Source organism: Micromonospora sp. NPDC023869, from assembly GCF_055559695.1.
Window position 1 is genome coordinate 50,907 of sequence record NZ_JBVHKD010000003.1, and the last position, 23,869, is coordinate 74,775.

General features: G+C 70.8%; 19 protein-coding genes. 7 read left to right on the forward strand and 12 right to left on the reverse strand.

Annotated elements, in window-relative coordinates; all coding sequences use genetic code 11:
- Positions 1-3 precede the first annotated feature (3 nt).
- Both ACZ31C_RS10830 and ACZ31C_RS10835 read left to right on the forward strand, forming a co-directional pair.
- Complete coding sequence (locus tag ACZ31C_RS10830) at positions 4-2,148, forward strand: alpha-glucuronidase (protein WP_465795072.1); 2,145 nt, start codon at positions 4-6, stop codon at positions 2,146-2,148.
- A 99-nt stretch (positions 2,149-2,247) separates the two neighbouring features.
- Positions 2,248-3,087, forward strand: coding sequence for an SCO4651 family lipoprotein (locus ACZ31C_RS10835; RefSeq protein WP_465795073.1), 840 nt, complete (start codon positions 2,248-2,250; stop codon positions 3,085-3,087).
- Positions 3,088-3,125: 38 nt separating this feature from the next.
- On the opposite strand, the gene ACZ31C_RS10840 is transcribed toward ACZ31C_RS10835, so the two are convergent.
- Positions 3,126-3,860, reverse strand: a complete 735-nt coding sequence (locus ACZ31C_RS10840) for a MerR family transcriptional regulator (protein WP_465795480.1) — start codon at positions 3,858-3,860, stop codon at positions 3,126-3,128.
- 63 nt (positions 3,861-3,923) lie between these two features.
- Between ACZ31C_RS10840 and ACZ31C_RS10845 the strand changes: the two genes are divergently transcribed.
- Positions 3,924-5,477, forward strand: a complete 1,554-nt coding sequence (locus ACZ31C_RS10845; RefSeq protein WP_465795074.1) for a DUF6194 family protein — start codon at positions 3,924-3,926, stop codon at positions 5,475-5,477.
- Between the two features lie 73 nt (positions 5,478-5,550).
- Here the strand turns inward: ACZ31C_RS10845 and ACZ31C_RS10850 are convergent, their stop codons facing one another.
- From ACZ31C_RS10850 to ACZ31C_RS10870, 5 genes are all read right to left on the reverse strand, one after another.
- The gene (locus ACZ31C_RS10850) at positions 5,551-6,231 is read right to left on the reverse strand and encodes a YesL family protein (RefSeq protein WP_465795075.1); all 681 of its coding nucleotides are present in this window, start codon (positions 6,229-6,231) and stop codon (positions 5,551-5,553) included.
- A gap of 150 nt (positions 6,232-6,381) precedes the next feature.
- Positions 6,382-8,022 (reverse strand): ABC transporter substrate-binding protein, encoded by a 1,641-nt coding sequence (locus ACZ31C_RS10855; protein WP_465795076.1) that lies wholly within the window; start codon positions 8,020-8,022, stop codon positions 6,382-6,384.
- A 43-nt stretch (positions 8,023-8,065) separates the two neighbouring features.
- Entirely contained in the window at positions 8,066-8,989 is a 924-nt protein-coding gene (locus tag ACZ31C_RS10860; protein WP_396748335.1) for a carbohydrate ABC transporter permease, read from the reverse strand.
- Positions 8,986-9,963 (reverse strand): ABC transporter permease, encoded by a 978-nt coding sequence (locus ACZ31C_RS10865; protein WP_465795077.1) that lies wholly within the window; start codon positions 9,961-9,963, stop codon positions 8,986-8,988. Before ACZ31C_RS10865 ends, ACZ31C_RS10860 begins: the two co-directional genes overlap by 4 nt.
- The gene (locus ACZ31C_RS10870) at positions 9,960-12,338 is read right to left on the reverse strand and encodes a beta-xylosidase/alpha-l-arabinosidase (RefSeq protein ID WP_465795078.1); all 2,379 of its coding nucleotides are present in this window, start codon (positions 12,336-12,338) and stop codon (positions 9,960-9,962) included. Before ACZ31C_RS10870 ends, ACZ31C_RS10865 begins: the two co-directional genes overlap by 4 nt.
- A 295-nt stretch (positions 12,339-12,633) precedes the next feature.
- Here ACZ31C_RS10870 and ACZ31C_RS10875 point away from each other — a divergent pair, with 295 nt between their 5' ends.
- The 3 genes from ACZ31C_RS10875 to ACZ31C_RS10885 all read left to right on the forward strand — a co-directional run bounded on the left by ACZ31C_RS10875 (position 12,634) and on the right by ACZ31C_RS10885 (position 16,419).
- Complete coding sequence (locus ACZ31C_RS10875) at positions 12,634-13,671, forward strand: LacI family DNA-binding transcriptional regulator (RefSeq protein WP_465795079.1); 1,038 nt, start codon at positions 12,634-12,636, stop codon at positions 13,669-13,671.
- Positions 13,672-13,690: 19 nt separating this feature from the next.
- Positions 13,691-14,734 (forward strand): acetylxylan esterase, encoded by a 1,044-nt coding sequence (locus ACZ31C_RS10880; RefSeq protein WP_465795080.1) that lies wholly within the window; start codon positions 13,691-13,693, stop codon positions 14,732-14,734.
- 263 nt (positions 14,735-14,997) lie between these two features.
- Positions 14,998-16,419 (forward strand): glycoside hydrolase family 10 protein, encoded by a 1,422-nt coding sequence (locus tag ACZ31C_RS10885; RefSeq protein ID WP_465795081.1) that lies wholly within the window; start codon positions 14,998-15,000, stop codon positions 16,417-16,419.
- 101 nt (positions 16,420-16,520) lie between these two features.
- Here ACZ31C_RS10885 and ACZ31C_RS10890 read toward each other — a convergent pair whose 3' ends face one another.
- The 4 genes from ACZ31C_RS10890 to ACZ31C_RS10905 all read right to left on the reverse strand — a co-directional run bounded on the left by ACZ31C_RS10890 (position 16,521) and on the right by ACZ31C_RS10905 (position 21,200).
- Entirely contained in the window at positions 16,521-18,122 is a 1,602-nt protein-coding gene (locus ACZ31C_RS10890) for an RICIN domain-containing protein (protein WP_465795082.1), read from the reverse strand.
- A 183-nt stretch (positions 18,123-18,305) separates the two neighbouring features.
- The gene (locus ACZ31C_RS10895) at positions 18,306-19,637 is read right to left on the reverse strand and encodes an extracellular catalytic domain type 1 short-chain-length polyhydroxyalkanoate depolymerase (RefSeq protein ID WP_465795083.1); all 1,332 of its coding nucleotides are present in this window, start codon (positions 19,635-19,637) and stop codon (positions 18,306-18,308) included.
- A 191-nt stretch (positions 19,638-19,828) separates the two neighbouring features.
- The gene (locus ACZ31C_RS10900) at positions 19,829-19,999 is read right to left on the reverse strand and encodes a hypothetical protein (RefSeq protein WP_465795084.1); all 171 of its coding nucleotides are present in this window, start codon (positions 19,997-19,999) and stop codon (positions 19,829-19,831) included.
- A gap of 94 nt (positions 20,000-20,093) precedes the next feature.
- A complete protein-coding gene (locus ACZ31C_RS10905; protein WP_465795085.1) occupies positions 20,094-21,200 on the reverse strand; it encodes an L-dopachrome tautomerase-related protein in 1,107 nt (368 codons plus the stop codon).
- Between the two features lie 209 nt (positions 21,201-21,409).
- Between ACZ31C_RS10905 and ACZ31C_RS10910 the strand changes: the two genes are divergently transcribed.
- Positions 21,410-21,973 (forward strand): STAS domain-containing protein, encoded by a 564-nt coding sequence (locus ACZ31C_RS10910; RefSeq protein ID WP_465795086.1) that lies wholly within the window; start codon positions 21,410-21,412, stop codon positions 21,971-21,973.
- Positions 21,974-22,155: 182 nt separating this feature from the next.
- Here ACZ31C_RS10910 and ACZ31C_RS10915 read toward each other — a convergent pair whose 3' ends face one another.
- A complete protein-coding gene (locus tag ACZ31C_RS10915; RefSeq protein ID WP_350697897.1) occupies positions 22,156-22,455 on the reverse strand; it encodes a BON domain-containing protein in 300 nt (99 codons plus the stop codon).
- 205 nt (positions 22,456-22,660) lie between these two features.
- Positions 22,661-23,866 carry a sensor histidine kinase gene (locus ACZ31C_RS10920; RefSeq protein WP_465795087.1) on the reverse strand — a complete coding sequence of 402 codons (1,206 nt, stop codon included), beginning with the start codon at positions 23,864-23,866 and terminating at the stop codon, positions 22,661-22,663.
- Between the last annotated feature and the right edge of the window lie 3 nt (positions 23,867-23,869).

A 23,869-nucleotide genomic window follows, 5' to 3' on the forward strand; every position in this document is an offset into this window, starting at 1 on the left:
GCAATGCGACGGATTCGCCCGGAGCTCACCGGCACCGACCCGACCGACGTCCATCCCGCCTGGCTGCCGTCGGCCGTGTTTCGCGCCGTCGGTTCCCGGCACACGCTCGTCCACGGCGACGGCCTGCTCGTCGACACGGTGCTGCACGAGGTCCGACTCGCCTGCGCCACGCACGGCGGCACGGTCCGCCGCTCCGCCGACGGCCCACCCGCCCACCTCGTCTTCGCCCTGACCGAGCCCGCCGGGCGTCCGGGCGGGACCGCACCCGCGACCGAGCCGTCCGACGGCTCACCGTCCGTCGTGAACGACGACGGGACGCAACAAGTCCTCGATGCCGCGCGGGACGACCTGGCCGCCGCCGGGGGCGGGCCGCTCGGCGACGAGGGGTACGCCGTCGTCCGCCACGGCGAGGTCACGGTGGTACTAGCCGACGCGCCGGCCGGACTGCTCCACGGACTGTTCCACGTCGTCCGGCTCGGCGAGTCGGCGTTCGGCGCACCGCATCCGGCGCGGGCGTACCGACCGGTGATGCGGCGACGGATGCTGGACCACTGGGACAACGTCGACGTGCACCCGGTGATGGGCCAGGTCGAGCGCGGGTACGCCGGTGGGTCGATCCTCTGGCGCGACGGCCGGGCACACCCGGACCGGGCCCGGGTACGGGCGTACGCGCGGTTGCTGGCGGCGTGCGGGATCAACGCGGTGTCGGTGAACAACGTCAACGTGCACGCCACCGAGGCGCGGCTGCTCACCGACCGGCTCGACGACGTCGCCGAGATCGCCGACGACCTGCGTCCGTACGGCATCCGGGTGCACCTGTCGGTGAACTTCGCCGCGCCGGTGATGCTCGGTGGCCTGCCCACCGCCGACCCGCTCGACGACACGGTGCGTGCCTGGTGGGCCGAGACCACCGCCCGGGTCTACGCCCGCATACCCGACTTCGGCGGATACCTGGTGAAGGCCGACTCGGAGGGGCAGCCCGGCCCGTTCAGCTACGGCCGCGACCACGCCGACGGGGCGAACCTGCTGGCCGAGGCGCTGACGCCGTACGGGGGCGTGGTGCACTGGCGGGCCTTCGTCTACAACCACCGGCAGGACTGGCGGGATCGGTCCACCGACCGCGCCCGCGCCGCCCACGACAACTTCGCCCCGCTCGACGGTCGCTTCCAGGACAACGTCGTGGTGCAGGTCAAGCACGGTCCACTGGACTTCCAGACCCGGGAGCCGGTGTCGCCGGTGATCTCGGCGATGCCGGGCACCCGGCTGGCGGTGGAGTTCCAGGTGACCCAGGAGTACACCGGCCAGCAGCGGCACGTCTGCTATCTGGCGCCCTGGTGGCACGAGGTGCTGCGGTTCAGGCCGTGGGGCGACGACGGGCCGACGGTCGCCGAGGTGGCCGCCGACGGAGGTGGGCTGGCCGCCGTCTCCAACGTGGGCGACGACCCGTTCTGGACCGGTCATCCGCTGGCCCAGGCCAACCTGTACGCGTACGGCCGGCTCGCCTGGGATCCGCGCCTGCGTCCGGAGGACGTGCTGGACGAGTGGATCGACCTGACCTTCGACCCGGTGGGCGGCGAGGATCCCGAGCTGTTGCGCCGGACGCTGCACGAGATCATGGACGACTCGTGGCGCACCTACGAGCGGTACACCGCCCCGCTCGGAGTGGGCTTCATGGTGCGACCCGGGAACCACTACGGCCCGGACGTCGACGGATACGAGTACACCGCCTGGGGCACCTACCACTTCGCCGACCGGGACGGGGTGGGCGTGGACCGGACCCGGGCCACCGGCACCGGCTTCACCGGCCAGTACCCGCCACCCTGGTCGCAGGTGTACGAGTCGGTGGAGCAGTGCCCCGACGAACTGCTGCTCTTCTTCCACCACGTCCGCTACGACCATGTGTTGCGCAGCGGCAGCACGGTCGTGCAGCACATCTACGACACCCACTTCGCCGGGGTGGCGGAGGTGACGGCGATGAGTGACCGCTGGGCAGCGCTGATCGGGCTGGTCGACCCGGTCGTGCACGCCCGGGTGGACGAGCGCCTGGCCGAGCAGCAACGCAGCGCCCAGGAGTGGTGCGACCAGGTCAACGCCTATTTCCACCGTAAGTCCGGAGTGCCGGACGCGTACGGTCGCCCGCTGTACTGAGCGTGGGCGGGGTCGGTGCGGGTTGACCGACTCCGGTAGCGTGTCGGCGGTCTGACTGGGGGAGGTTCCCCAGAGTTGTCCAGGGAATGGGGCTGTCAGTTGTCACTGTCCAAGAGGGTCGCCGTCGTGGCGGTCTCCGCGCTCACGGCACTCGCGATGACCGCCTGCGGTGGCGGCGGCGGTTCGTCGTCCGACTCGGATGCTGCGGCGCAGCCGAACGTGCTGGAGCAGCTCGCCAAGGACCTCAAGGGGTCGCTGCAGAAGACCGTGGAGAAGACCGAGTCCAGCGACTCGGTGACCCTGTCGATGCAGGGCACGGCCGCCGGTGAGAAGATCACCGCGCAGGGTGTCATCGATCTGCGTGACCCGATCAAGGTCGAGATGACGACCACCGACTCGGACGGCAAGCCGACGACCATCCGGATGATCGAGACTGCGGTCTACGTCGAGGTCCCGGAGGCCGACCGCGCCAGCATGGGCGGCAAGCGCTGGCTGAAGATCGATGTGGGTGCGGCCGGTGCGCAGGCCGGCATGGACTTCACCAAGCAGCTTGAGGACGCCGACCCGACCAAGCAGGTCAAGGCGCTGCTCGCCAGCGAGAACGTCACGGTCGTGGGCGAGGAGAACGTGAACGGGGTGGACACCGTCCACTACACCGTGACCCAGTCGATCCAGGAGTACCTCCAGCAGGTCGACGCCGAGATGCGCAAGGGCGCCGAGGAGGAGCTGGCCAAGCAGGGCGTCAAGGAGATCACCATCGACCTCTGGGTCGACGGGCAGTACCAGCCCCGTCGGGCCAAGATCGTCACCGGCAACCTCGGCGACCTCACCGTCGACTACACCGACTACGGCAAGCCGGTGAACATCGAGACCCCGCCGGCGGCGGAGACCACCGACTTCGCCGAGATGATGAAGGGCCTCGGGGACCTGACCTCCTGACCCGGAACCACCACGACTGCCCGGTCGGTGAATACCCCTCACCGGCCGGGCAGCGTCGTCTCCGCCGGAAGGTCCAGGTACGCGGCGAGTCGCGCCGCGCCGGTGAGCAGGTGCCGGCCGCGTACGGTGAGCCGCTCCCGCCAACCGCGCAGCGAGGCGGCGAGCGGCGCGGCACCCCCGGCGGCGCGTACCCGGCGGAGCACGTCGGCGATGTGGTCGAGCCGGTATCCGCCGCGCCGCAGCAGGTGGGCGAGTTCGGCGTCCCGCACGTCGTCGGGGGAGTAGACGCGGTAGCGGGTCGCCGGGTCACGGTCCGGCCGCAGCACGCCGGACCGTTCCCACTTGCGCAGGGTCGCCGGCCGTACGCCGAGCCGGTGCGCCAGGGCCCCGATCGGCAGCCCCTCCCGGCGGCGCGGTTCGGGCGCGACCCCGGTGAGGACCGCCACCGCCGTCTCGACCGCGTCCACGGTCTCCCGGTCGCGGTGCAGCAGGGCGTGCCCCTCGTCGATCACCCGCAACGCCGTGTCGATCTCGCCCCGGTGCACGGCGCGCATGATCTCGCCGCTCGCCGCGTGCCCGTGCCCCGGGATCAACGCCAGGTACGCGTCGAGCGCCCGGGCGTGCCGCTCGGTGTATCGGCGGTACCCGCTCGGACTGCGTTCGGCGGGCGGCAGGACCCCGTCCCGCTCGTAGTTGCGGACCGCCTGCGTCGACAGGCCGTACGGGCGGGCGAGGTCGACCGGTCGCCGTACCCCGCTGTTTGAGGGTTGCAACGCGTTCACCGTGCCAGTTTGCTGGAAAGTCTCAACGGGTGGTTCAGCGATACGGTCGATGGAGTGACGAATCTCCTGGACCTGCTTCCCGTACCGCCGACCCTGCTCGCGCTCGGCGAACCGACCCACGGCGAATCCGCCTTCCTCCAGATCCGCAACGAGCTGTTCCTGGCGTTGGCGCAGCGCGGCTACCGGTCCATCGCGCTGGAGAGCGACCGGGCCGCCGGCCTGGTCGCCGACGAGTTCGTGCGGGGCTCTGCCACGGTGACCCTGGACCGCGCCCTCGCCGAGGGGTTCAGCCACGGGTTCGGTGACGCCCCGGCCAACCGGGACCTGCTGGTGCGGATGCGCGAGTACAACGCGGGGCGGCCGACGGCCGAGCGGCTGAGTTTCCACGGCTTCGACGCCCCGCTGGAGATCACCGGTGCCCCGAGCCCCCGCACCTTCCTGCTGCGGGTCTGCGAGTTCCTGGGCCAGGACCGGACGGCCGAGATCGACGCCCTGGTCGGCGACGAGGCCCGGTGGAGCGACCAGGCGGCGATCTGGGAACCGGGGCGGTCGGTCGGCGGCACGCCCGAGGCGCACCGCCTGCGGGTGCTCGCCGACGACCTGCTGACCGAGCTGTACCTGCACGCGCCTCGGCGGCGCGACGGCTGGCGGGCGGCGTACGCGCAGGCCACGTCTGCGGTCGCGGTGCTGCGCTACCACGCGGCGGCCGCCGCGCCGCTGGGCCGGGAGGAACGTTTCGCCCGACTGGTGGCGGTCCGGGACGCGCTGATGGCGGAGAACCTGCTCGCGATCCGCGCGGCCGAGGCGGACCGGGGCCCCACCCTGGTCTTCGCGCACAACCGGCACCTACAACGCGACCCGGGCACGATGACGATGGCCGGCACCGAGGTCACCTGGTACAGCGCCGGTGCGATCGTCGGCGCGCTGCTGGGCGACGGGTACGCGGTGGTGGTCGGCAGCCTCGGCGTCAGCCCGGCGTTCGGCATCGAGGAGCCCGAGCCCGGCTCCTTCGAGGCGGCCCTCCAACGCGACGGCGACCTGCCCCGGTACGTCCCCGCCGCGACGGTGCGACCCGCCGAGAAGCGCAGCCACGACTACCGCTACTTCCCGCTGGAGCAGGCGACCGTGGACCACGCCGACGCGCTGCTGCACGTGCCGACCGGCACCGACCCGGCGATGCTCGCCGCCCGGATCCTGGCGCTGCCCGACACCACGCAACTGGTCGCGAGCGAGGAGAACGGGGCACCGGAAGGTGCCTGGGGCGACCGGTTCTTCTCCGTCGGCCCGGATCACCGCCGGCCGTTCGCCACCATCGTGGAACGCGACGTGCCCGGCTTCGACGAGGACTCCGGACTCGACCGGCCGGGTGTCTTCCGGCTCAACCTCGACCTGGGCCGGACCGAGTTCGCGCGACTGTTCGGCTTCCCGCCCGCCGACTTCCCGCAGCACCGGCACCAGTACGACTTCGCCCGGCTGGACACCGTGCTGCCGCATCCCGCGTACGCCCGGCAGGGCTTCGCCAGCATCGTCATGCCCGGCCCGCAGATGCTGCCCGAGATCGACCGACTGCTGGCGATCGCCCACGCCCGCGCCCGTCGCCCGTTGTGAGCGCTCGGGTTCAGGTGTTAGGAGGGGACCCCTGCTATGCACGAGACGTTAGGAAGGGTCCCTTCCTTACACCTCATCGCACGAACTCCTCGCGGACCACGTCGGTCATGGGTGCGGCACCGCGTACCAGTGCCAGCGCCAGCAGCGAGCCCAGCGCCGCGGTCGCGGCCTCCGACGCGACAAACGTCAGCGTCGTCGCCGCGACCAGCAGCAGCGCGGTACCGACCGCCACCACCGGCGTCCGCAGCACGAAGTAGCCGGCCAGCCGCAGCACGTCGCGCAGCCGGAACGCGAACAGCGAGGTGATGACCAGCGCGTTGACCCCGACCACGGCGACCCCGACGCCGACCGTCACCAGCGGTACCACCCACCAGCCGGGGACCCCGGCCGCCGGCAGGTTGGCCAGGTTGACCGCGATGACGGTCAGCCACACCAGCGTCGCCACCCAGACCAGCAGCGCACCGACCAGGTTGGCCCGGTAGCCGCGCCAGAACAGCCGCCCGGGGTGCAGGTCGGTCAGGTCGAGGCGTTGGTGGTGCAGTGCGTACAGCGCGGCGGACAGCGCCGGGCCGAGCGGCACCGCGCAGAGCGCGACCAGCGGCAGGTTGCTCGGGTGACGTTCCAGCGCGAACAGGGCGACCAGGCCGGGTGCCGCGCAGACCAGCAGCAGCACCTCGACCACCAGCAGCGTGTAGACCAGCGCCGCGCCCCGCGACAGCGGCCCGTCGCCGAACTCCCGCACCACGGCGCTCACGGCCGCTCCTGGCCGAGCAGGCGACTCTCGTTCCCGCAGGGCGCGGTGTGGTCGACAACGGTGGTGCGCATCCTCGTCCTCGGGGGCTCGCGGGGCGGGGGGAGAAGTGGCCGGTCCGATCGCACCGACACGATCGGACCGGCCCGGGGATCAGCCGTTCGCCTCCTTGTAGCGCGCGTACGCCTTGTTCGCCAGCTCCACGTACGCGTCCATGTTCTTGGCCTTCAGCTCCGCCAGGTAGGCGTCCCACTGGCCAAGGTCCCGCTGGCCGAGGACGAACTGGAGGGTGGCCTGGTAGACGTGGTCACGCAGCGGCGTCTCCCAGAGCGACACCTGCTCGCGTTCCTCGTCGTTGAGCGGGTACGGCGGCGGCGGTGACTTCGGCGCGCGGGCGTTCATCACCTGCTGGAACTCCTGCTCCTCGGGGGAGAAGAACGCCTGGACCAGCTCGGGCTTGCCACCGTAGGCGAACACGCCGTTGTAGAAGCCGAAGTCCTTCTGCAGGTGCTTGGGCGCGCTCGGGTTGAGGCCGATGACGTTGACGTCGGGGGCCAGGGTGGGCTTGCCGGAGGCGTCCTTGACGAAGGTGGTGCCCTCCACGCCCCACTTGGCGAATTCCTGGCCGGCGTCGGAATACCAGAGCCAGTCGACGAACTGCATCATGGCCACGAAGTTCTTGCTGTCCCGCGCCTTCGACGAGATCATCATCCCGTTCTCCAGCCGGCTGGACGGGTTGATCTCACCGGCCGGTCCGACCAGCAGCGGGATCTTGGCGATCTTCGCCTTCGGGTTGGTCGCCGCCAGGTCCGGCCGGTAGTCGTTCACCACGGCCTGGGCGTTCGCGCTGATCACGAAGGACTTGCCGTTGGCGAGCTTCTGCCGGGCGGCGTCGTCGGTCTGGGTGAAGCTCTCCGGGTCGAGCAGCTTCTCGGCGACCAGTTTGTTGAGGTACTCCAGCACGTGCCGGTAGTGCTCGCTGGCGCCGGTGTACTCGAACTTCTGCGCCTGCGCGTTCCAGCTCATGTGCTGGAAGTTCCAGCCGGCGCCGTCCAGTCCGTGCGTGACGGCCAGCAGGTTGAGCAGGTTGCCGGCCGGGTTGGGCTGGCTCCACCGGTCGGAGAACGGGTAGACGTCCGGGTACGCGGCCTTCATCGCCTTGAGCACCGTGTAGAGCTCGTCCCAGGTCTTCGGGATCTCCAGGTTCAACTCGTCGAGGATGTCGGTGCGCATCGCCAGCGAGTAGTCGTGCCACGGCTTCTCGTGCAGGCCGGGCAGCAGATAGAACTTGCCGTCCTGCTGGCGGAGCATGTCGATCTCAGGCTGGAGGTTCCACTTCTCGATCTTCTCCTTGAGGTTCGGCATCAGATCGAGGTAGTCGCTGACCGGCAGGATCGCCCCGGAGGAGACGAACGTGTTCACGTCCGGCGGGTACGTCTTGGGAATCAGCAGCGGTGCGTCACCGGCACCGATCAGCAGGCTGCGCTTCTGGTTGTAGTCGCTCAGCGGCACCGCCACCGGTTCCAGCTTGACGTTGGTCCGGGACGTCAACTCGGACCAGAACAACCAGTCGTTCTTCAGCGGGTAGTTCGGGTGGTTGTTGTAGAGGACGGAGAAGGAGATCGGCTCGGTGGCCTTGAACTGCGTACCGACCGCGTACTTCTCCATCGCGCCGGCCCGGTTCTCCGACAGGTCCTGGTTGTCGGACGGGTCGTCGCCACAGGCGACGAGGCTGGAGGCGGTGAGCAGGGCGGCAGCGGCTATCGCCACCTGTCGCCACGATCTGCGGAACATGGCGGTCCTTTCGGTGTGGTGGGAGCGGGGATGGAACCGCTGGTCAGCCCTTGACCGCGCCGAGCATGATGCCCCGGACGAAGTACCGCTGGACGAAGGGATAGACCAGGAGGATGGGCAGGGTGGTGAGCACGATGGTCACGGACTTGAGGGTCGCCTCGGCCTGTACCTCGTTGGCCTCGGCGATCGCACCGACGTTCTCCGCGCCGGTGGCACCGGCGATCAGGTTGCGCAGGTACACGGTCACCGGCCACAGCTCCTGCTTGTCCATGTACAGGAAGGCGGCGAACCAGGAGTTCCAGAAGGCGACGGCGTAGAACAGCACCATGGTGGCGACGATGGCCTTCGACAGCGGAAGCACGATCCGCAGCAGGATGCCGTACGTGTTGAGCCCGTCGACGGCGGCGGCCTCCTCCAGGTCGTTCGGCAGGCTCTCGAAGAACGCCTTCATCACCAGCAGGTTGAACACGTTGATCGCGTTGGGCAACGCGATGGCCCAGACGCTGTTCTTCAGGCCGAGGCTGGTGACCAGCACGTAGTTGGGGATCAGGCCCCCGGAGAAGAACATGGTGAACACCGCGATGCCGACCAGCGCGCCGCGTCCCTTGAGGTCCTTCTTGGACAGCACGTACGCGTAGCAGGTGGTGAGCACGATCGAGATGACCGTGGCGGTGACGGTGTAGACCAGGGTGTTGCGGTAGTTCGTCCAGAACAGCGAATCGGACAACACCAGGCGGTACGTGTCGACGGTGAACCCGCGCGGCACCAGGTTCACGTCGCCCGCGATGATGAACGCCTCACTGCTCAGCGAGCGGGCCACGATGTTGACGAACGGATAGAGCGTCACCAGCACGACCAGGGTCAACACGATCGCGTTGACCACCTGGAACGCTCGGTAGCCCCGGCTCTGCCGGATGCCCCGTCGGCGACGGGGACGCGACCGGGCGGCGGTGGAGTCGACGGTCACCACAGGCTTGTCCCCACCGTGCGACGGGCGATCAGGTTCGCCGACAGCACCAGGATCAACCCGATCACGGCCTCGAACAGGCCGATCGCGGCGGCGTAGCTGAAGTTGCTGGACCCGAAGCCCATCCGGAACAGGTACGTGGAGATCACGTCGGCGGTCGGGTAGGTCAGCGGGTTGTACAGCAGCAGGATCTTCTCGAACCCGACCGCCATGAAGGTGCCGATGTTGAGGATCAGCAGCGTCACCATGGTCGGTCGGATCCCCGGCAGTGTGACGTGCCAGGTCTGGCGCCAGCGGTTCGCGCCGTCGATGCGGGACGCCTCGTACAGGTCCTCGTCGATGGTGGTCAGCGCGGCCAGATAGAGGATGGTGCCCCAGCCGACGGTCTGCCAGACCTCGGAGGAGATATAGATGCTCCGGAACCACTCGGGGCGTTGCAGGAACGGCACCGCCTCGCCACCGGCGGACGTGACCAGCGAGTTCACCGTGCCGTCCATGGAGAGCAACTGCATCACCATGGCCGCCACGATCACGATCGACAGGAAGTGCGGCAGGTACGACACGGACTGCACGAACCGCTTGAGTCGGCGCGCCCGGACCTCGTTGAGCAGCAGCGCCAGCACGATCGGCAGCGGGAAGCAGAACAGCAGCGTCAACCCGCCCAGCACCAACGTGTTGGTGAAGACGTTCCAGAACGTCGGGTCGGCCAGGAACATCTTCACGTACCGCAGGCCGACCCAGTACTCGCCGAAGATGCTGCCGCCGGGCTGGAACCGGCGGAAGGCGATCACGTTGCCCAGCATCGGCAGGTACCGGAAGATCAGGAAGAACAGCAGCGGCAGGATCGCCAGCGAATAGAGCTGCCAGTCCCGGCGCAGCGCCCGTCGCCAGGTACGCCGGGCCGCGCGCGGGGGGCCGGGCGGGTGGGCCGGTGGGTCGGGGGCCGGTGCGGTCACCGTAGCCGGGGCACTCATCGCCGACCCCGGGTGGCGGGGGCGACCCGGGCCCGGGAGACCAGTTCCCGCTCGGGGCCGACCTCGCGTTCGACGCCGACCAGTCGCAGCGCCAGGTGCGCCACCGGATCGCCACTGGACCGGGCCAGCCGCAGCTCGACGTCACCGGGCTCCACCACGCGTCGACCGCGCAGCCCGGTGAAGGAGGTGACGTCGGCGGGGACCTCGAAGGTGACCCGGGCCGCCTCGCCCGGACGCAGCGACACCCGCGCGTAGCCGACCAGGCGTACCACCGGTCTGGTGGTCTGCGCGACCGGATCGTGCAGATAGAGCTGGACCACCTCGGCACCGGCCCACGAACCGGTGTTGCGGACCGTGACGCCGACCGTGGCGGTGCCGTCGACCGGCCACGGCGTGGGCCCGGTGTCGTCGGCGCCGGCCACCGTGGCCTCGTCCCACTCGAAGGTGGTGTAGCTCAGGCCGTGCCCGAACGGGAACGCGGGCGTCGGGTCCACCGACGACACCTGCGTGCGGTGGCCGAGCGGCGGGGAGAGGTACGTGCCGGGCAGGCCGCCGCCGTGCCGGGGCACGCTGACCGGCAGCCGCCCGGACGGGTTGACCTCGCCGGTGAGCACCTCGGCCAGCGCCTGACCGCCGAGTTGCCCGGGGAAGAACGCCTGCACGACCGCGGCGGCGTCGTCCACCTGCGCGCCGAGCGCGTACGGCCGACCGGAGAGCACCACCAGCACCACCGGCGTACCGGTGGCCAGCACCGCCCGGACCAGCTCGGCCTGCGCACCGGGCAGGTCGAGGTCGACGGCGTCGCAGCCCTCGCCGGAGGTGCCCCGGCCGAACATGCCAGCCCGGTCGCCGACCGCCAGGACGCAGACGTCGGCCTCGGTGGCGGCCTGGACCGCCGCCGCGATGCCGGAGGTGTCGTCGCCGGTGACGGCGGTCCCCGGCAGGTACGTCAGGCGGGGGTGGCGCTGCTGCAGGGCCGTACGCAGCGACGGGATCTCCACCCCGACGCCGTGCTCGGGATAGTGCACTCCCACATGCAGCGGGAACGAGTAGCAGCCGAGCATCGCCATCGGGTCGTCGGCCACCGGGCCGATCAGGGCCACCTGCTTGTCGGCGGCGAGCGGCAGCACGCCGTCGGAGTTGCGCAGCAGGACGACGGACTGGCGGGCCAGCCGCAACGCGACGGACCGGCCGGCCTCGTCGTCCAGGCGCAGCTCGTCGACGTCGTCGGGCAGCTCCTGCCAGCCCTCGTCGAGCAGCCCCAACTCGATCTTCTGAATCAGTACCCGGCGCAGCGCACGGTCGACCAGCGCCTCCGCGACGGCACCGGAGCGGACCGCCGCCACCAGCGGGGCGCCGTAGGCGTCCACGGTGGGCAGTTCCACGTCGATGCCGGCGCGTAACGCCAGGCCGGCGGCGTCCCCGGCGTCGGCGGCCACCCCGTGCAGGCTCTGCAGGAAGCGGACGGCGAAGTAGTCGGCGACCAGGACCCCGCCGAAGCCCCACCGGTCGCGCAGCAGCCCGGTCAGCAGCTCCTCGTCGGCGGCCACCGGCACCCCGTCGATCTCGGCGTAGGAGTGCATGACCGAGCGCGCGCCGCCGAGCCGCAACGCCATCTCGAACGGCGGCAGGATCACGTCGGTCAGTTCCCGGCGGCCCATCGGCACCGGCCCCAGGTTCCGTCCGCCCCGGGAGGCCGAGTAGCCGGCGAAGTGCTTGAGGGTCGCCACCACCCCGGCCCGTTCCAACCCCCGCACGTACGCCGCGCCGACGGTCCCGACCAGGTACGGGTCCTCGCCGATGGTCTCCTCGGTGCGTCCCCAGCGGTAGTCGCGGGTCACGTCGAGCACCGGGGCGAGTCCCTGGTGCACACCGGCTGCCCGCATCGACCGTCCGATCCGGTCGGCCATCTCCTCGACCAGTTCCGGATCGAAGGCGGCACCCCAGCTCAGGGGTGCCGGGTAGACGGTGGCCCGCCAGGCGGCGAAGCCGGTCAGGCACTCCTCGTGCACCTGCGCCGGGATGCCGAACCGGCTCGCCGCCACGATCTGCGCCTGCGAGGCGGCCAGCGACCGGGCGCCGCGGACCGGATCGACCGGTGCGGTGCCGAACGGCCGGGTCAGCTGCCCGAGGCCGTACCGGATCGCCTCCGACCACGGTGGAGTGTGCTCGACCATGTCGGTCTGGTGGGGTGCGACGCCCTCGCCGGAGGCGTCGGCACCGACCCAGAGGCCGACCAACTGGGCGACCTTCTCCTCCAGCGACATCAGCGGGATGAGCGCGTCGGCCCGCTCGTCGGGGCGCCGGGTCGGGTCGCGCCACCGATCGCCGTCCGGTGACGTCAATCGATCGTCGACAGGTAGCTGACTCGTCATGCGAACCCCTCTGGCCGGCACCGGCAGGTCGTCCCGGCAGGCCACACGGACGCCGCTGCGGACGGCGATTCTCGAAATTTTCGGAAACCAGTTCGTCACCCGTGTCGGGAACTTAAGGGCGTCAATGGAGTGTGTCAAGGGTCTGCGAAGCGACTGCCCACGCGGTGCCCGCAGGGCAGGCAAGCGATTTCCGGCCGTTCGGACACTCCTCATCCGCATCGACCGGCGTCGTCGCCATCGAGGGGATCCCGTGTTATGGTTCCCCGAAATTTTCGGGATCGTTGCAGAGGGTCGGATGACGGAGAACCGATCGCCGGACGTGCTCGGCTCCACCGCCATCGCGACCATCGCGACCATCGCGCGAGAGGTGGGTGTCTCGGCGGCGACCGTCTCCAAGGTCCTCAACGGCCGGTCGGATGTCGCCGCCGCCACCAGGGCGCGGGTCGAGGCCAGTCTGGAGCGGCACCGGTATCGTCGCCGTGCCCGTCGGTCGTCCGGCGAGGGCCAGATCGAGCTGGTGTTCCACGAGTTCGGCTCGGACTGGGCCCTGGAGATCATCCGTGGGGTGGAGGCCGTCGCCGCCCTGCCGCCGGTGAACCTGGTGCTCTCCCAACTCGGCGGGGCACGTCGACCGCCGCAGTCGTGGGTGGACGCGGTGCTCGCCCGGCGTCCGCTCGGCGTCCTGCTGGTCATGTGCAACCTGACCGACCAGCAGCGCCGACGCTTCGACCGGCAGTCGATCCCGGTGGTGGTCATCGACAACGACAGCGCCAGCGCCGCCTCGGTGCCGGCGGTCGGCTCGAACAACTGGAACGGCGGCCTGCTGGCCACCCGTCACCTGCTGGAGCTCGGTCACCGGCGGATCGCGATCATCTCTGGCCCGCAGGACGTGCTCTGCGCGCGGGCCCGGACTGCGGGATTCCGCTGCGCGCACGAGGAGATGGGCGTGCCCGTCGCGCCCGACCTGGTCCGCTTCGGCAACTTCCACCTCGACGCCGGCTACACCCACGGCATGCAGTTGCTCAGTCGCCCGGACCGCCCGACCGCCGTCTTCGCCGGGTCCGACCTCCAGGCGATGGGGGTGCTGCGGGCCGCCCGGCAGCTCGGTCTGGACGTGCCCGGCGACGTGTCGGTGGTCGGCTACGACAACCTGCCCGTCTCGGCCTGGATCGGTCCCGCGCTGACCACCGTCAACCAACCGCTGCGGGACATGGCCGGTACGGCGACCCAGATGCTGCTCGACCTGGCGCGCGGGGTCGCGCTGCCGACCAGCCGCATCGACCTGGTCGCCGAGCTGATGATCCGCGAGAGCACCGCCCCGCCGTCCACCTGAGCAAACGCTGCGAGGAGCCATGCCCCTGTTCGACCTGCCTCTCGACGAGCTGCGGCGGTACGGGCCGACCGTGCCGGAGCCCGCCGACTTCGACGCCTTCTGGCAGGGGACCCTGCACGCGACGGCGGCGACACCGGTGCTGATCGACGTCCGGCCCGAGCCGACCGACCTGCGTCTGGTCGACACCTGGGACGTCACGTTCGCCGGCTTCGCCGACGAGCCGGTCCGGGCCTGGTACACCCGCCCCTCCGGGGTGGACGGAGCACTGCCGGTGGTGGTGGAGTACGTCGGCTACGGGCGCGGCCGGGGCCTGCCGCACGAGCGCCTGACCTGGCCGGTGGCCGGGTACGCGCACCTGCTGATGGACGCCCGGGGACAGTCCGGCCAGTACGGCCTGGGTGACACGCCCGACCCGCACGGCGCGACGCCCGGCGGGCCGACGCCGGTGACCCGGGGAATCCTGGCGCCGGAGGGCTACTACTACCGACGGCTCGTCACCGACGCGGTCCGGGCCGTACACGCCGCCCGTGCCCTGCCCGGCACCGACCCGGCGCGAGTGGTCGCCGCCGGCAACAGCCAGGGCGGTGGACTGGCGCTGGCCGTCGCCGGACTTGTGCCCGACCTGGCCGCCCTGGTCACGACCGCGCCGTTCCTCTGTCACGTGCAGCGGGCCATCGAGATCACCGACGCCGCCCCGTACGGCGACATCGTCACCTACCTGGCCGTGCACCGGGAGGCGGAGGCGGCGGTCCGGCGCACCCTGTCCTATGTCGACGGGGTCAGCTTCGCCCGGCGGGCCCAGGCGCCCGCGCACTTCGGGACCGGGCTGCGGGACACCGTCTGCCCGCCGAGCACCGTCTTCGCCGCCTACAACCAGTACGGTGCCGGCATCGACGGCTCCACCCCGCAGCGGAGTATGCACGTGTACCCGTTCAACGGCCACGAGCACGGCGACGCGACCCACGTCCGTCGCCAGCTCCGGTGGCTGTCCGAGCTGTTCTCCGAGCCGGTGGACCGACCCGGGTCACCGAAACTTCCGGAGGTGTCGGTCGGGATCGGCTGACGCCCTGGCCACAGGGTTATCCCGCTGCCGGGTGCACGCGTGTCCGGCTCGGGCGGGCCGAAAGTGTGTCGGTGCGCGTTGAGCTTTCAGACGTGTTTCGATACTGTTTTCGATACAACAGCCTCGATCTACTCATGGTGGCGGGCTGCAGGCACCGACCGGCGCGGCTCACGGGCAACCGCGCAGACGGCGGGAGCCACCATGTTTGGGCAGTGGTCGGGGCCGGCTTCCATCAAGCACGGCTTCGTCGAAAGGCTCATGCCATGAACAACGCCTTCGCCCGCGGCAGCGGGCGTCCGGCTTCCCGACTGCGGCCACGTATCGCGTTGGTCTCGGCCGCCGTCGGTCTCGCCCTCATCTCCACCAGCGTGGTGGTGGCCTCCAGCGCGAGCGCCGCGACCACCCTGGGCGCCTCGGCCGCCGAGAAGGGCCGCTACTTCGGCGCGGCCGTGGCGGCGAACAAGCTCTCCGACTCCACCTACGTCGGCATCCTCAACCGCGAGTTCAACTCGGTCACGGCCGAGAACGAGATGAAGATCGACGCGACGGAGCCGCAGCAGGGGCAGTTCAACTTCGCCAACGCGGACCGGATCGTCAACCACGCCATCTCGCGCGGCATGTCCGTCCGGGGACACACCCTGGCCTGGCACTCGCAGCAGCCCGGCTGGATGCAGAACATGTCCGGCACCCAGCTGCGCAACGCGATGCTGAACCACGTCACCCAGGTCGCCACCTACTACCGGGGCAAGATCCACTCCTGGGACGTGGTGAACGAGGCGTTCGCCGACGGCAGCAGCGGCGCCCGCCGCGACTCCAACCTGCAGCGCACCGGCAACGACTGGATCGAGGCGGCGTTCCGTGCCGCCCGGGCCGCCGACCCCGGTGCCAAGCTCTGCTACAACGACTACAACACCGACGACTGGACCCACGCCAAGACCCAGGCCGTCTACCGGATGGTCCAGGACTTCAAGCAGCGCGGTGTGCCGATCGACTGCGTCGGCCTGCAGTCGCACTTCAACGCCAACTCGCCGTACCCGGGCAACTACCGCACCACGCTGTCCAGCTTCGCCGCCCTCGGGGTGGACGTGCAGATCACCGAGCTGGACATCGAGGGTTCCGGCACCTCGCAGGCGAACGCGTACCGCGGCGTGGTCACCGACTGCCTCGCCGTCGCCCGCTGCACCGGCATCACGGTGTGGGGCATCCGGGACACCGACTCGTGGCGTTCCGGCGGCACCCCGCTGCTCTTCGACGGCAGCGGCAACAAGAAGGCCGCGTACAACTCGACGCTGGAGGCCCTGAACGCGGGCGGCACCACTCCGCCGCCCACCACTCCGCCGCCGACCACCCCGCCGCCCACGACCCCGCCGCCGACCACCCCGCCGCCCGGCGGATCCGGCTGCACCGCGACCGTGTCGCTGAACTCCTGGACCGGCGGATTCGTCGCCACCGTCCGCGTCACCGCCGGCTCCACCAGACTCAACGGCTGGGCGGTGACGGTGGCGCTGCCGAGCGGCAGCACGGTGACCAACACCTGGAACGCCCAGGGCAGCGGCACCAGCGGCAACGTGACCTTCCGCAACGTCAGCTACAACGGAACCGTCAACGCGGGTACCACCACCGAGTTCGGCTTCCAGGGCAACGGGAGCGGCCCGACCGCCACCCCCACCTGCACCGCCAGCTGAGATGAAAGGAAGGGTCCCCTGCTAACGCCTCGTGCATAGCAGGGGACCCTTCTTAACACTGCACACCGCGCACACCGCGCCCGGCGCGCCGGGCGCGGGGGTCAGCAGCGGCTGATGCTCGCGTTGGAGAGCGTGACGTTGCTGATGGTCAGGTTGGTGGCGCAGGGGTTCTCCACGATCCGGTTGTTGGCCAACGTGAAGTTCCGCAGGGTGATGTCCCGGTTGCCGGGGAACTCGGCACGGGCCGCCAGGCGGACCTCCCCACCACCGCTGATCGTGCCGCCGCCCGCCGCGATGTCCACGCCGGTGCAGTTCTCGATCAGGACGGCGTTGTTGCCGGTGTTGGCGATGTCCACCCGGTTGATCGCCGTACCGCCGGACTCCGAGACACAGAAGACGCCCCGACCGCCGCCGCGCGCGCGGACCGTGCCGACCCGGATGTTGATCGGGTACGACGAGCCGATCCGGCCGGCGCGGTTGGCGACCCGGAAGGCGGCGTAACCGGTACCCGTGCCGGCGTTCTCCGCGTCCACGGTGGTCACCGTGGCGTTGATGGTCTCGTTGAGGAGCAGGCCCGACTCGCCGACGTTGCGGGCGGTCACCGTGCCGATGGTCAGCCCGTCCACCCCGTACGTCTCGACCGCGTGCGCCCGGGCGCCGGAGACGTACACGTTGTCGATGCGGATGTTGCGCGACCACTGGCTGGTGTCGCCCCGGTTGTCGATGCGGACGCCCAGACCGCCGGAGAGCCGCATGTCGATCTGCCCGAGGATCACGTTGGTCACGTTGCGCATGAAGATGCCGTACAGCGGGGCGCCGGTGACGCTGAGGTTCTGCACCTCGACCTGGGTGGTGCCGCGTGAGTAGATCGGGGCCTGGTCGCCGGTGCCGGAACCGGTGACGTTGATGGTGCCGCACACGTCGATCGTGGTGTAGCTGGGCAGCGAGATGCGGGAGCCTGCGCTGATCGTGCCGGAGCCACGGACCACGACCCGCTGCTTGCTGGTCCGGCCGGCGCTGAGGCTGTTCACCGCCGCCTGCACGGCGGCGCGCATGTCGGTGCCGGTGTAGACCGTGCTGCCGCCGTTACGGGCGGTCCAGGTGCCGCCGCTCAGCACCGCCTCGGCCTGGAACGCGCCGCTGCCGCAGCCGCTGGAGCCGCCCAGGACGGCCAACTGCCACTGCTGGTTGGCGCCGCCGACGTCCTGGTACTGCGAGATTATGCCGCCGTCCGCGGTGGACCACTCCCACACATCGAGCGCCTTGTTGGAGTGCCGGTTGACGAAGCGGACGAAACCGCTGTCGGAGTCGGCCAACCGGAAGTGTTGCCGGTTGTTGCCGCTGACCGGCGCATTCTGTACAAGCTGCACGCCGTCGTTGGCGTTGGGCAGTTCGAGGACCTTGCCGCTGTGCACCGAGCGGATCTGGTAGTAGCCGTTGCCCACGTCGACGAAGCGCCACTGCTGCACCGCGGCGTCGTTGCGGGTGAACTGGTTGACCGGGGCGTTGTCGGCGGTGGACCAGTTCCACACGTCCATCGCCTTGCCGCTGTGCCGGTTGACGAACACGTACGTGGCGTTGGGGTCGACGGTGGCGGCCCGTGCGGCCGGCGCGGTGACCGTCTCAGCGGTGCCGAGGAGCACCAGCGCGGCGACGACCACCAGGCCGAGGCGTGGTCGTCCCTTCGTTGTCCTGAGCAGCATGCGGTTCCTCCGGTGTGTGGATCGGTGGTGGCGCGCCTGCCGGCGGAGCGGTGGGACGGGCAAACGCTTTCCCTGCCACCAATATATCGACATAAAGCGATTAGTCACAACGTGGCGACGCCCGCGCGGTCGTGGACCGCGCGGGCGTCGCCGCCGGGTGGCGAGGGGTACGCCGGCCCGGGGTCAGGCGATCGCGCAGGGCGTGGCGTTGAGGGTGAAGGCCGACGGTGCGGCGGTGTTGCCGCTGTGGGTGGCCTGGAAGCCGATGGTCACCGAGGCGTTGGGCGCGATGGTCCCGTTGTAGGCGGCGTTACGGGCGGTCACCGCGCCTGAGGTCGGGGCGTAGGTGGCGTTCCAGCCGCCGGTGATGCTCTGCCCGCCGGGCAGCGTGAAGGCCAGACTCCAGCCGTTGACCGCGGTCGGGCCGGTGTTGGTGATCGTCACCGAGGCGGTCAGCCCGGTGTTCCAGGCGTTGACCGTGTACCCCACCCGGCAGCCGGTGCCCGGCGGCAGGGTCGGGGTCGGCGGCACGGTCGGGGTCGGCGGTGGGGTGGTGGGGGTGATCGTCGGCGTCGGGGTGGTGGTCGGCGGCGGCGCGTTGTCCAGGCCGAAGAACCGCACCGCCCCGGCGGCGTCGACCGGCAGGTTGTGCGACACCCCCTGCATGCTGATCGCCTCGACCGGCGCGGTGCCGCCGGTACCCCCGTACCGGGTCCGGGTGTGTCCGGCCTGCGGGCTGTCGGTCATCGTCGGGGTCTGGCTCAACCCGTGCACGTTCGTCCACTGCTTGATCTGCTCACCGAAGTTCGGATACCGCAGGATGTCGTCGTTGGTGCCGTGCCAGATCTGCATGCGCGGTCGTGCTCCGGTGTAGCCCGGGTACGCGGCGCGGACCAGGTCACCCCACTGCTGCGGAGTACGCGTCACCTGCCCGTTGGCGCACTCGCTGTTCCACTCCGAGCCGTTGGTGGTGGCGAAGCAGCCGAACGGTACGCCCGCGAAGGCCGCCCCGGCGGCGAACACGTCCGGATAGACCCCGAGCAGCACATTGGTCATCATCGCGCCGGACGAGACACCGGTGACGAAGATCCGCGACGCGTCGACCGGGTAGCGCTGCCGGACGTGGTCCACCATCGACATGATGCCCACCGGATCGCTGCCGCCGCCCCGACGCAGGGCCTGCGGCGAGGAGACGTCGAAGCACTGGCTGCTGCGGGTCACCGACGGGTAGACCACGATGAAGCCGTACCGGTCGGCCAGCGACGCGAACTGGGTGCCGGAGTGCAGCGCCGGCCCGCTGCCGGTGCAGTAGTGCACCGCGACCAGCAGCCCCGGCCGGGGTGCGACCCGGTCGGGCACGTAGAGGTACATGCGCAGGTTGCTCGGGTTGGTGCCGAAGTTGGTGACCTCGGTCAGCGTCGCTGCCGAAGCAGGTGTCGGGATCGACAGCGCGGCCAGCGCCGTCAACGCGATGGCCGCCAGGGCGGCGCAGCACAGTCTGATCGCCGTTCTCATCGGGACGTGTCCTCCGGACGGGGTGCGGACAGGGTGGTGTTCCGATCGTGGGCTGCCCGGTGCCCGTGGTCGTCCGGCTCAGTGACATCGACGATTATCAGTTGGCAAGGTGGTGGGTGGCAAGCCGCCGCGCTGCCGACCCGTCCCGGGTGAGGGTCGCCGTCAGCGCCGCCGGGCAGGGGTGCCCGTGCTCACTGCTCGTCGTCGACCACGTCGGTCTCGCCGTCGTGGGAGAACAGCGACGGCAGGTGCTGGTCGGGCTGCGGTGCCTGCGCCGGGTCGTGGTGCGGGTCGCCGTCGGGGGAGAAGAGCACCTGGTCGGTCTTCGCGGTCTTCTCGCGTTCTTCCTCCGGCTCGGTCACGACCCGCTCCTCCGCTCGTGGGCGTTGCTCCTCGACGCTACGTGCGGCCGACGGCACGCCAGGTGCGGCGGTGCCGCCGACCACCCGAACGGGGTCAGGGCCGCAACAGCACCGGACCGGCGTCGATCCGGGTCCGGAACAGCGCATACGGCTTGCGTCGCAGGTCCCGTCCCCGGTTGAACGGCGGCTGTCGGTGCACCTGGTTGGCGATCACGTACAGGTGCCGGTCGACGGCCACGCTCAGCGTGTCCGGCCAGAGCAGCCGCGCGTCGTGCACCACGGTCTCGTACTCGCCGTCGGGCCGTCGGCGCAGCACCGCGTTGTGCTCGTAGTTGGTGAGGTAGAGGCGTCCGGCGTCGTCGGACTCCAGCCCGTCGGCGCCGCCGCCCTTGTCACCCTCGTCCACCACGGTCGCCGCCACCGCCGCGTCGTTCAGGGCGCGGTCGGCCAGCGCGTCGGTGGCGACGCTGTACCAGCGGCGGGTCGCGAGGGCGCAGTAGTACAGCCGGGAACCGTCGGCGGAGATGGCGACGCCGTCCGCGCCGACGCCCACCGGTTGCGGCGGGCCGTCCGGCGGCCGGACCAGGAACGGGCGGCCCTCGACCACCGGGCGGAAGTCGGCCAGTGGCGCGGCCTTGGTCGACGGGTGGTCGTTGAGCCGACGCCACGACTCGCCGTTGGCCAGGTCCACCACGATCAGCGCGTTCGGCGCCCCGTCGGCCGAGTCGGTGAGGTACGCCAGGCCCGCCTCGCCGCGCCGCAGGTCGAAGCGGACGTCGTTGAGGTACGAGGTGGGCAGTGCCACGTCGGGCGGGAACGTGATCACCTGGACGACCCGGTCGGTACGCAGGTCGATGCGGACCAGCTTCGGCCCGCCCGGCTCGGTCGGTTGGAACATCGGGCTGCCGGTGTCGAGCACCCAGAGCCGGTCGGCGGGGTCGACCACGACGCTCTGCACCGACACGAAGGCCGAGGAGTCGTCGTTGCCGGACGGGGTGTTCCACGCCCGGTCGGGGTAGGCGACCTCGCGTCCGCGCCGCAGCTCGACCACGGTCGCGGGCACCTCGTCGCCCCAGCGGGGGAAGTTGACGAAGATCCGTCCCCGGTGCGAGACGGTGACCCCGGTCGGCATCGGGCCTCGGAACCGGTGCACCACGTCCAGCGTGCCGACCGGTTCGTCGGTGGGTAGTCCGTTGCGCATCTGCGACCTCCCGGAAGATCCCGGCATCGGTTGATCTCTCTGTATCAATCATTGCAAATCGGGCAGGGGGTCGGACAGCTCGCGTCAGCCATCCGACCCGCCGTCGGCCGGAAATCCATTCGTCACGCAACCGTCATGCGTCCGCGCGGTACCCGCCACCTGCCGTCGGCAGGGTGGGGACGACCCCTCTACGTGGAAAGGAGCGCGCTATGGCCGTTGCACTGGACGACCAACTGGTCACTCTGACCTGCGACAACTGCGGTGACATCGTCACCGGGTCGGGTGCGCCCTCGGGCGGCGAGGTGGTGTGGACGCTGCTCTCCGAGCACGGCTGGAGCGGCTCCCCGCTCGCCGACGGTCCGCACCGATGCGCCCACTGCACCCGACTCGGCCCGGCCTCCGACGGCGTACCCGGAGGCGTCACCGGCATCGAGCACCTCGACGGCGTGACCGTGGTGACCATCGCCGGTGACGTCGACCTCGACACCGGCGACGCCCTGGAGTTGGCCTTGCGGCATGCGACCGACATGGGCGGTCACGTGGTGGTCGACCTCGGCCGCACCGACCTGATCGACTCGACCGCGCTGGGGCTGCTCGTCCGGGCCCACCACCGAGTCGCCGAGCGTGGCGCGACGCTCTGTGTCGCGGCGATATCGCCGCTGATCCGTCAGGTGCTGCGGGTCACCCGTCTGGACGAGGTCTTCCCGCTCGTCGAGACCCGCGCCGACGCGCTGGCCCGCCTCGACGACGTTACCTCCGACTCCACCCGCTGACCGACGGTCGACTCCGCCGGCCGCCCGAGGCCGGGACGGTCGTGTCGCCCGACCCCGGGCCCTGGGGGAGGGGCCCGGGATCGGACCGGCCGCGGGACCTGGCCGGGGGATAGGCGACACGGTGTGAACAGATCCGGCCCGCCCGCACCAGCCGGTGCCTGGCGGTACGGGCGAGCCGGAGTTCAGCGGCGGCTGCGCCGAGTGTTGGCCAGCCGCAGGGCGTTACAGACGTCCACCACACCTTCGACGTCCCAGGCCAGCTCACCGGCGGCGCGGCGGGTCTCCGCGCTGCCGACCAGCCCGGTGAGGATCACCACGCTGTTCTGCACCATCACGGTGATCTGCTGCCGTCGGGTGGTCCAGTCGGCGCTGAGTCGCTGGGCGACCAGGGCGGCCAGGCGGACGTCCTCGTCATGGTGCTGCGGTTCGTCCCAGAGCGCGCGGAAGGAGTGGTCGTCCGGCATCGGCCAGGGCCACGGCATCACCACAGCGGTCTCCTTCGTCGTCGACGCCGGCGACGCGAGGCGCCGTCCCGATCGACCACCACACTGCGCAACGACCTTGGAGTGGACCGCACGGTTGGATGACATTTGCATGACAGATCCTGCCGATGCCCGTCGCCGACCGGTGCCCGCGCCCGACGGTCGGGCCCGTCCCGGCGCGGCTGCTGTGCGGCGGAAGACCAGATCAGAGCGGTGAGGTGACCGGCGGCGGCGCGTCGTCGGCCCGGTCCGCGGCGGGCAACCACAACACGAAGACGCTGCCCGCGCCGGGCCGGGAGAAGACCGCCGCCTGCCCGGCGTGCGACTCCACGATCTGCCGCACGATGGCCAGCCCGAGTCCGGTACGCCGATCACCCGAGTCGCCCCGCCCGGTCTCGCCGCGCCAGAACCGGTCGAAGACCCGGCGCTGGTCGTCCTCGGCGATACCCGGCCCCTCGTCCGCCACCGCCAGCCACAACCAGCCGCCCGCCCGTCCGGTCGCCACCTGCACGGCACCGCCCAGCGGGGAGAGGCGTACCGCGTTGGAGAGCAGGTTGCCCACCGCCCGGCGCAGCGCGTCCGGGTCGCCGATGAGCCCCAGGTCGGTGTCGAGCGCATACCGCAACCGCAGCCCGCGCCCGGCGGCCAGTGGGCCGAAGTCCTCGCCCGCCTCGCGGGCCACCGCGCTCAGGTCGACGTCGGTGTCGGCCATCGCGTCGGCGTCCCGGCGGGCGGTGGCCAGCAGGTCCTCGACCAACCGCGACATCCGGGTGGTCGCCCGGTCGATCGTCGCCACCGCCGCCGTACGTTCCGACTCGGTCGCCTCCGGCGAGTTCAGCGAGGCGTCCAGGTTCGCCCGGATGATCGCCAGCGGACTGCGCAGCTCGTGCGAGGCGTCGTCGATGAGCTGACGTTGGGCGTGGAAGGCGTGGTCCAGCCGATCCAGCATCGAGTCGATGGTGTCGCCGAGATCCCGCAGCTCGTCGCGGGGACCGGCCAGCCGGATCCGGCGGGACAGGTCGGTGGCCTGGATGTCCCGGGCGGTACGCGCGATCGCGCCCACCGGACGCAACGCCCGCCCCGACAGCACCCACCCGATGCCGAGGCTGGCCACGAAGAGCCCACCGAGCGCGATCAGCGAGTAGTCCCGGACGGTCTGCAACAGGCGCAGGTTGACCTCGTCCTCTATCTGCTGCACCTCGGCCACCTCGATGGTGGTTCCGGTGGCCACCGTCCGACCGTCCTCCTTCTGCTTGTAGAGCTGCGCCTCGTACCGTTTGCTGATCGGCTTGGGGTCCACCGCCCGGTCCACCGCCACGTACGCCACCGCCAGCCCCGCCCCGGCCAGCGCGAACAGCAGCGTCGAGTAGAGCACCGTCAACCGGAACCGGATCGACCGGAACAGCCTCACGTC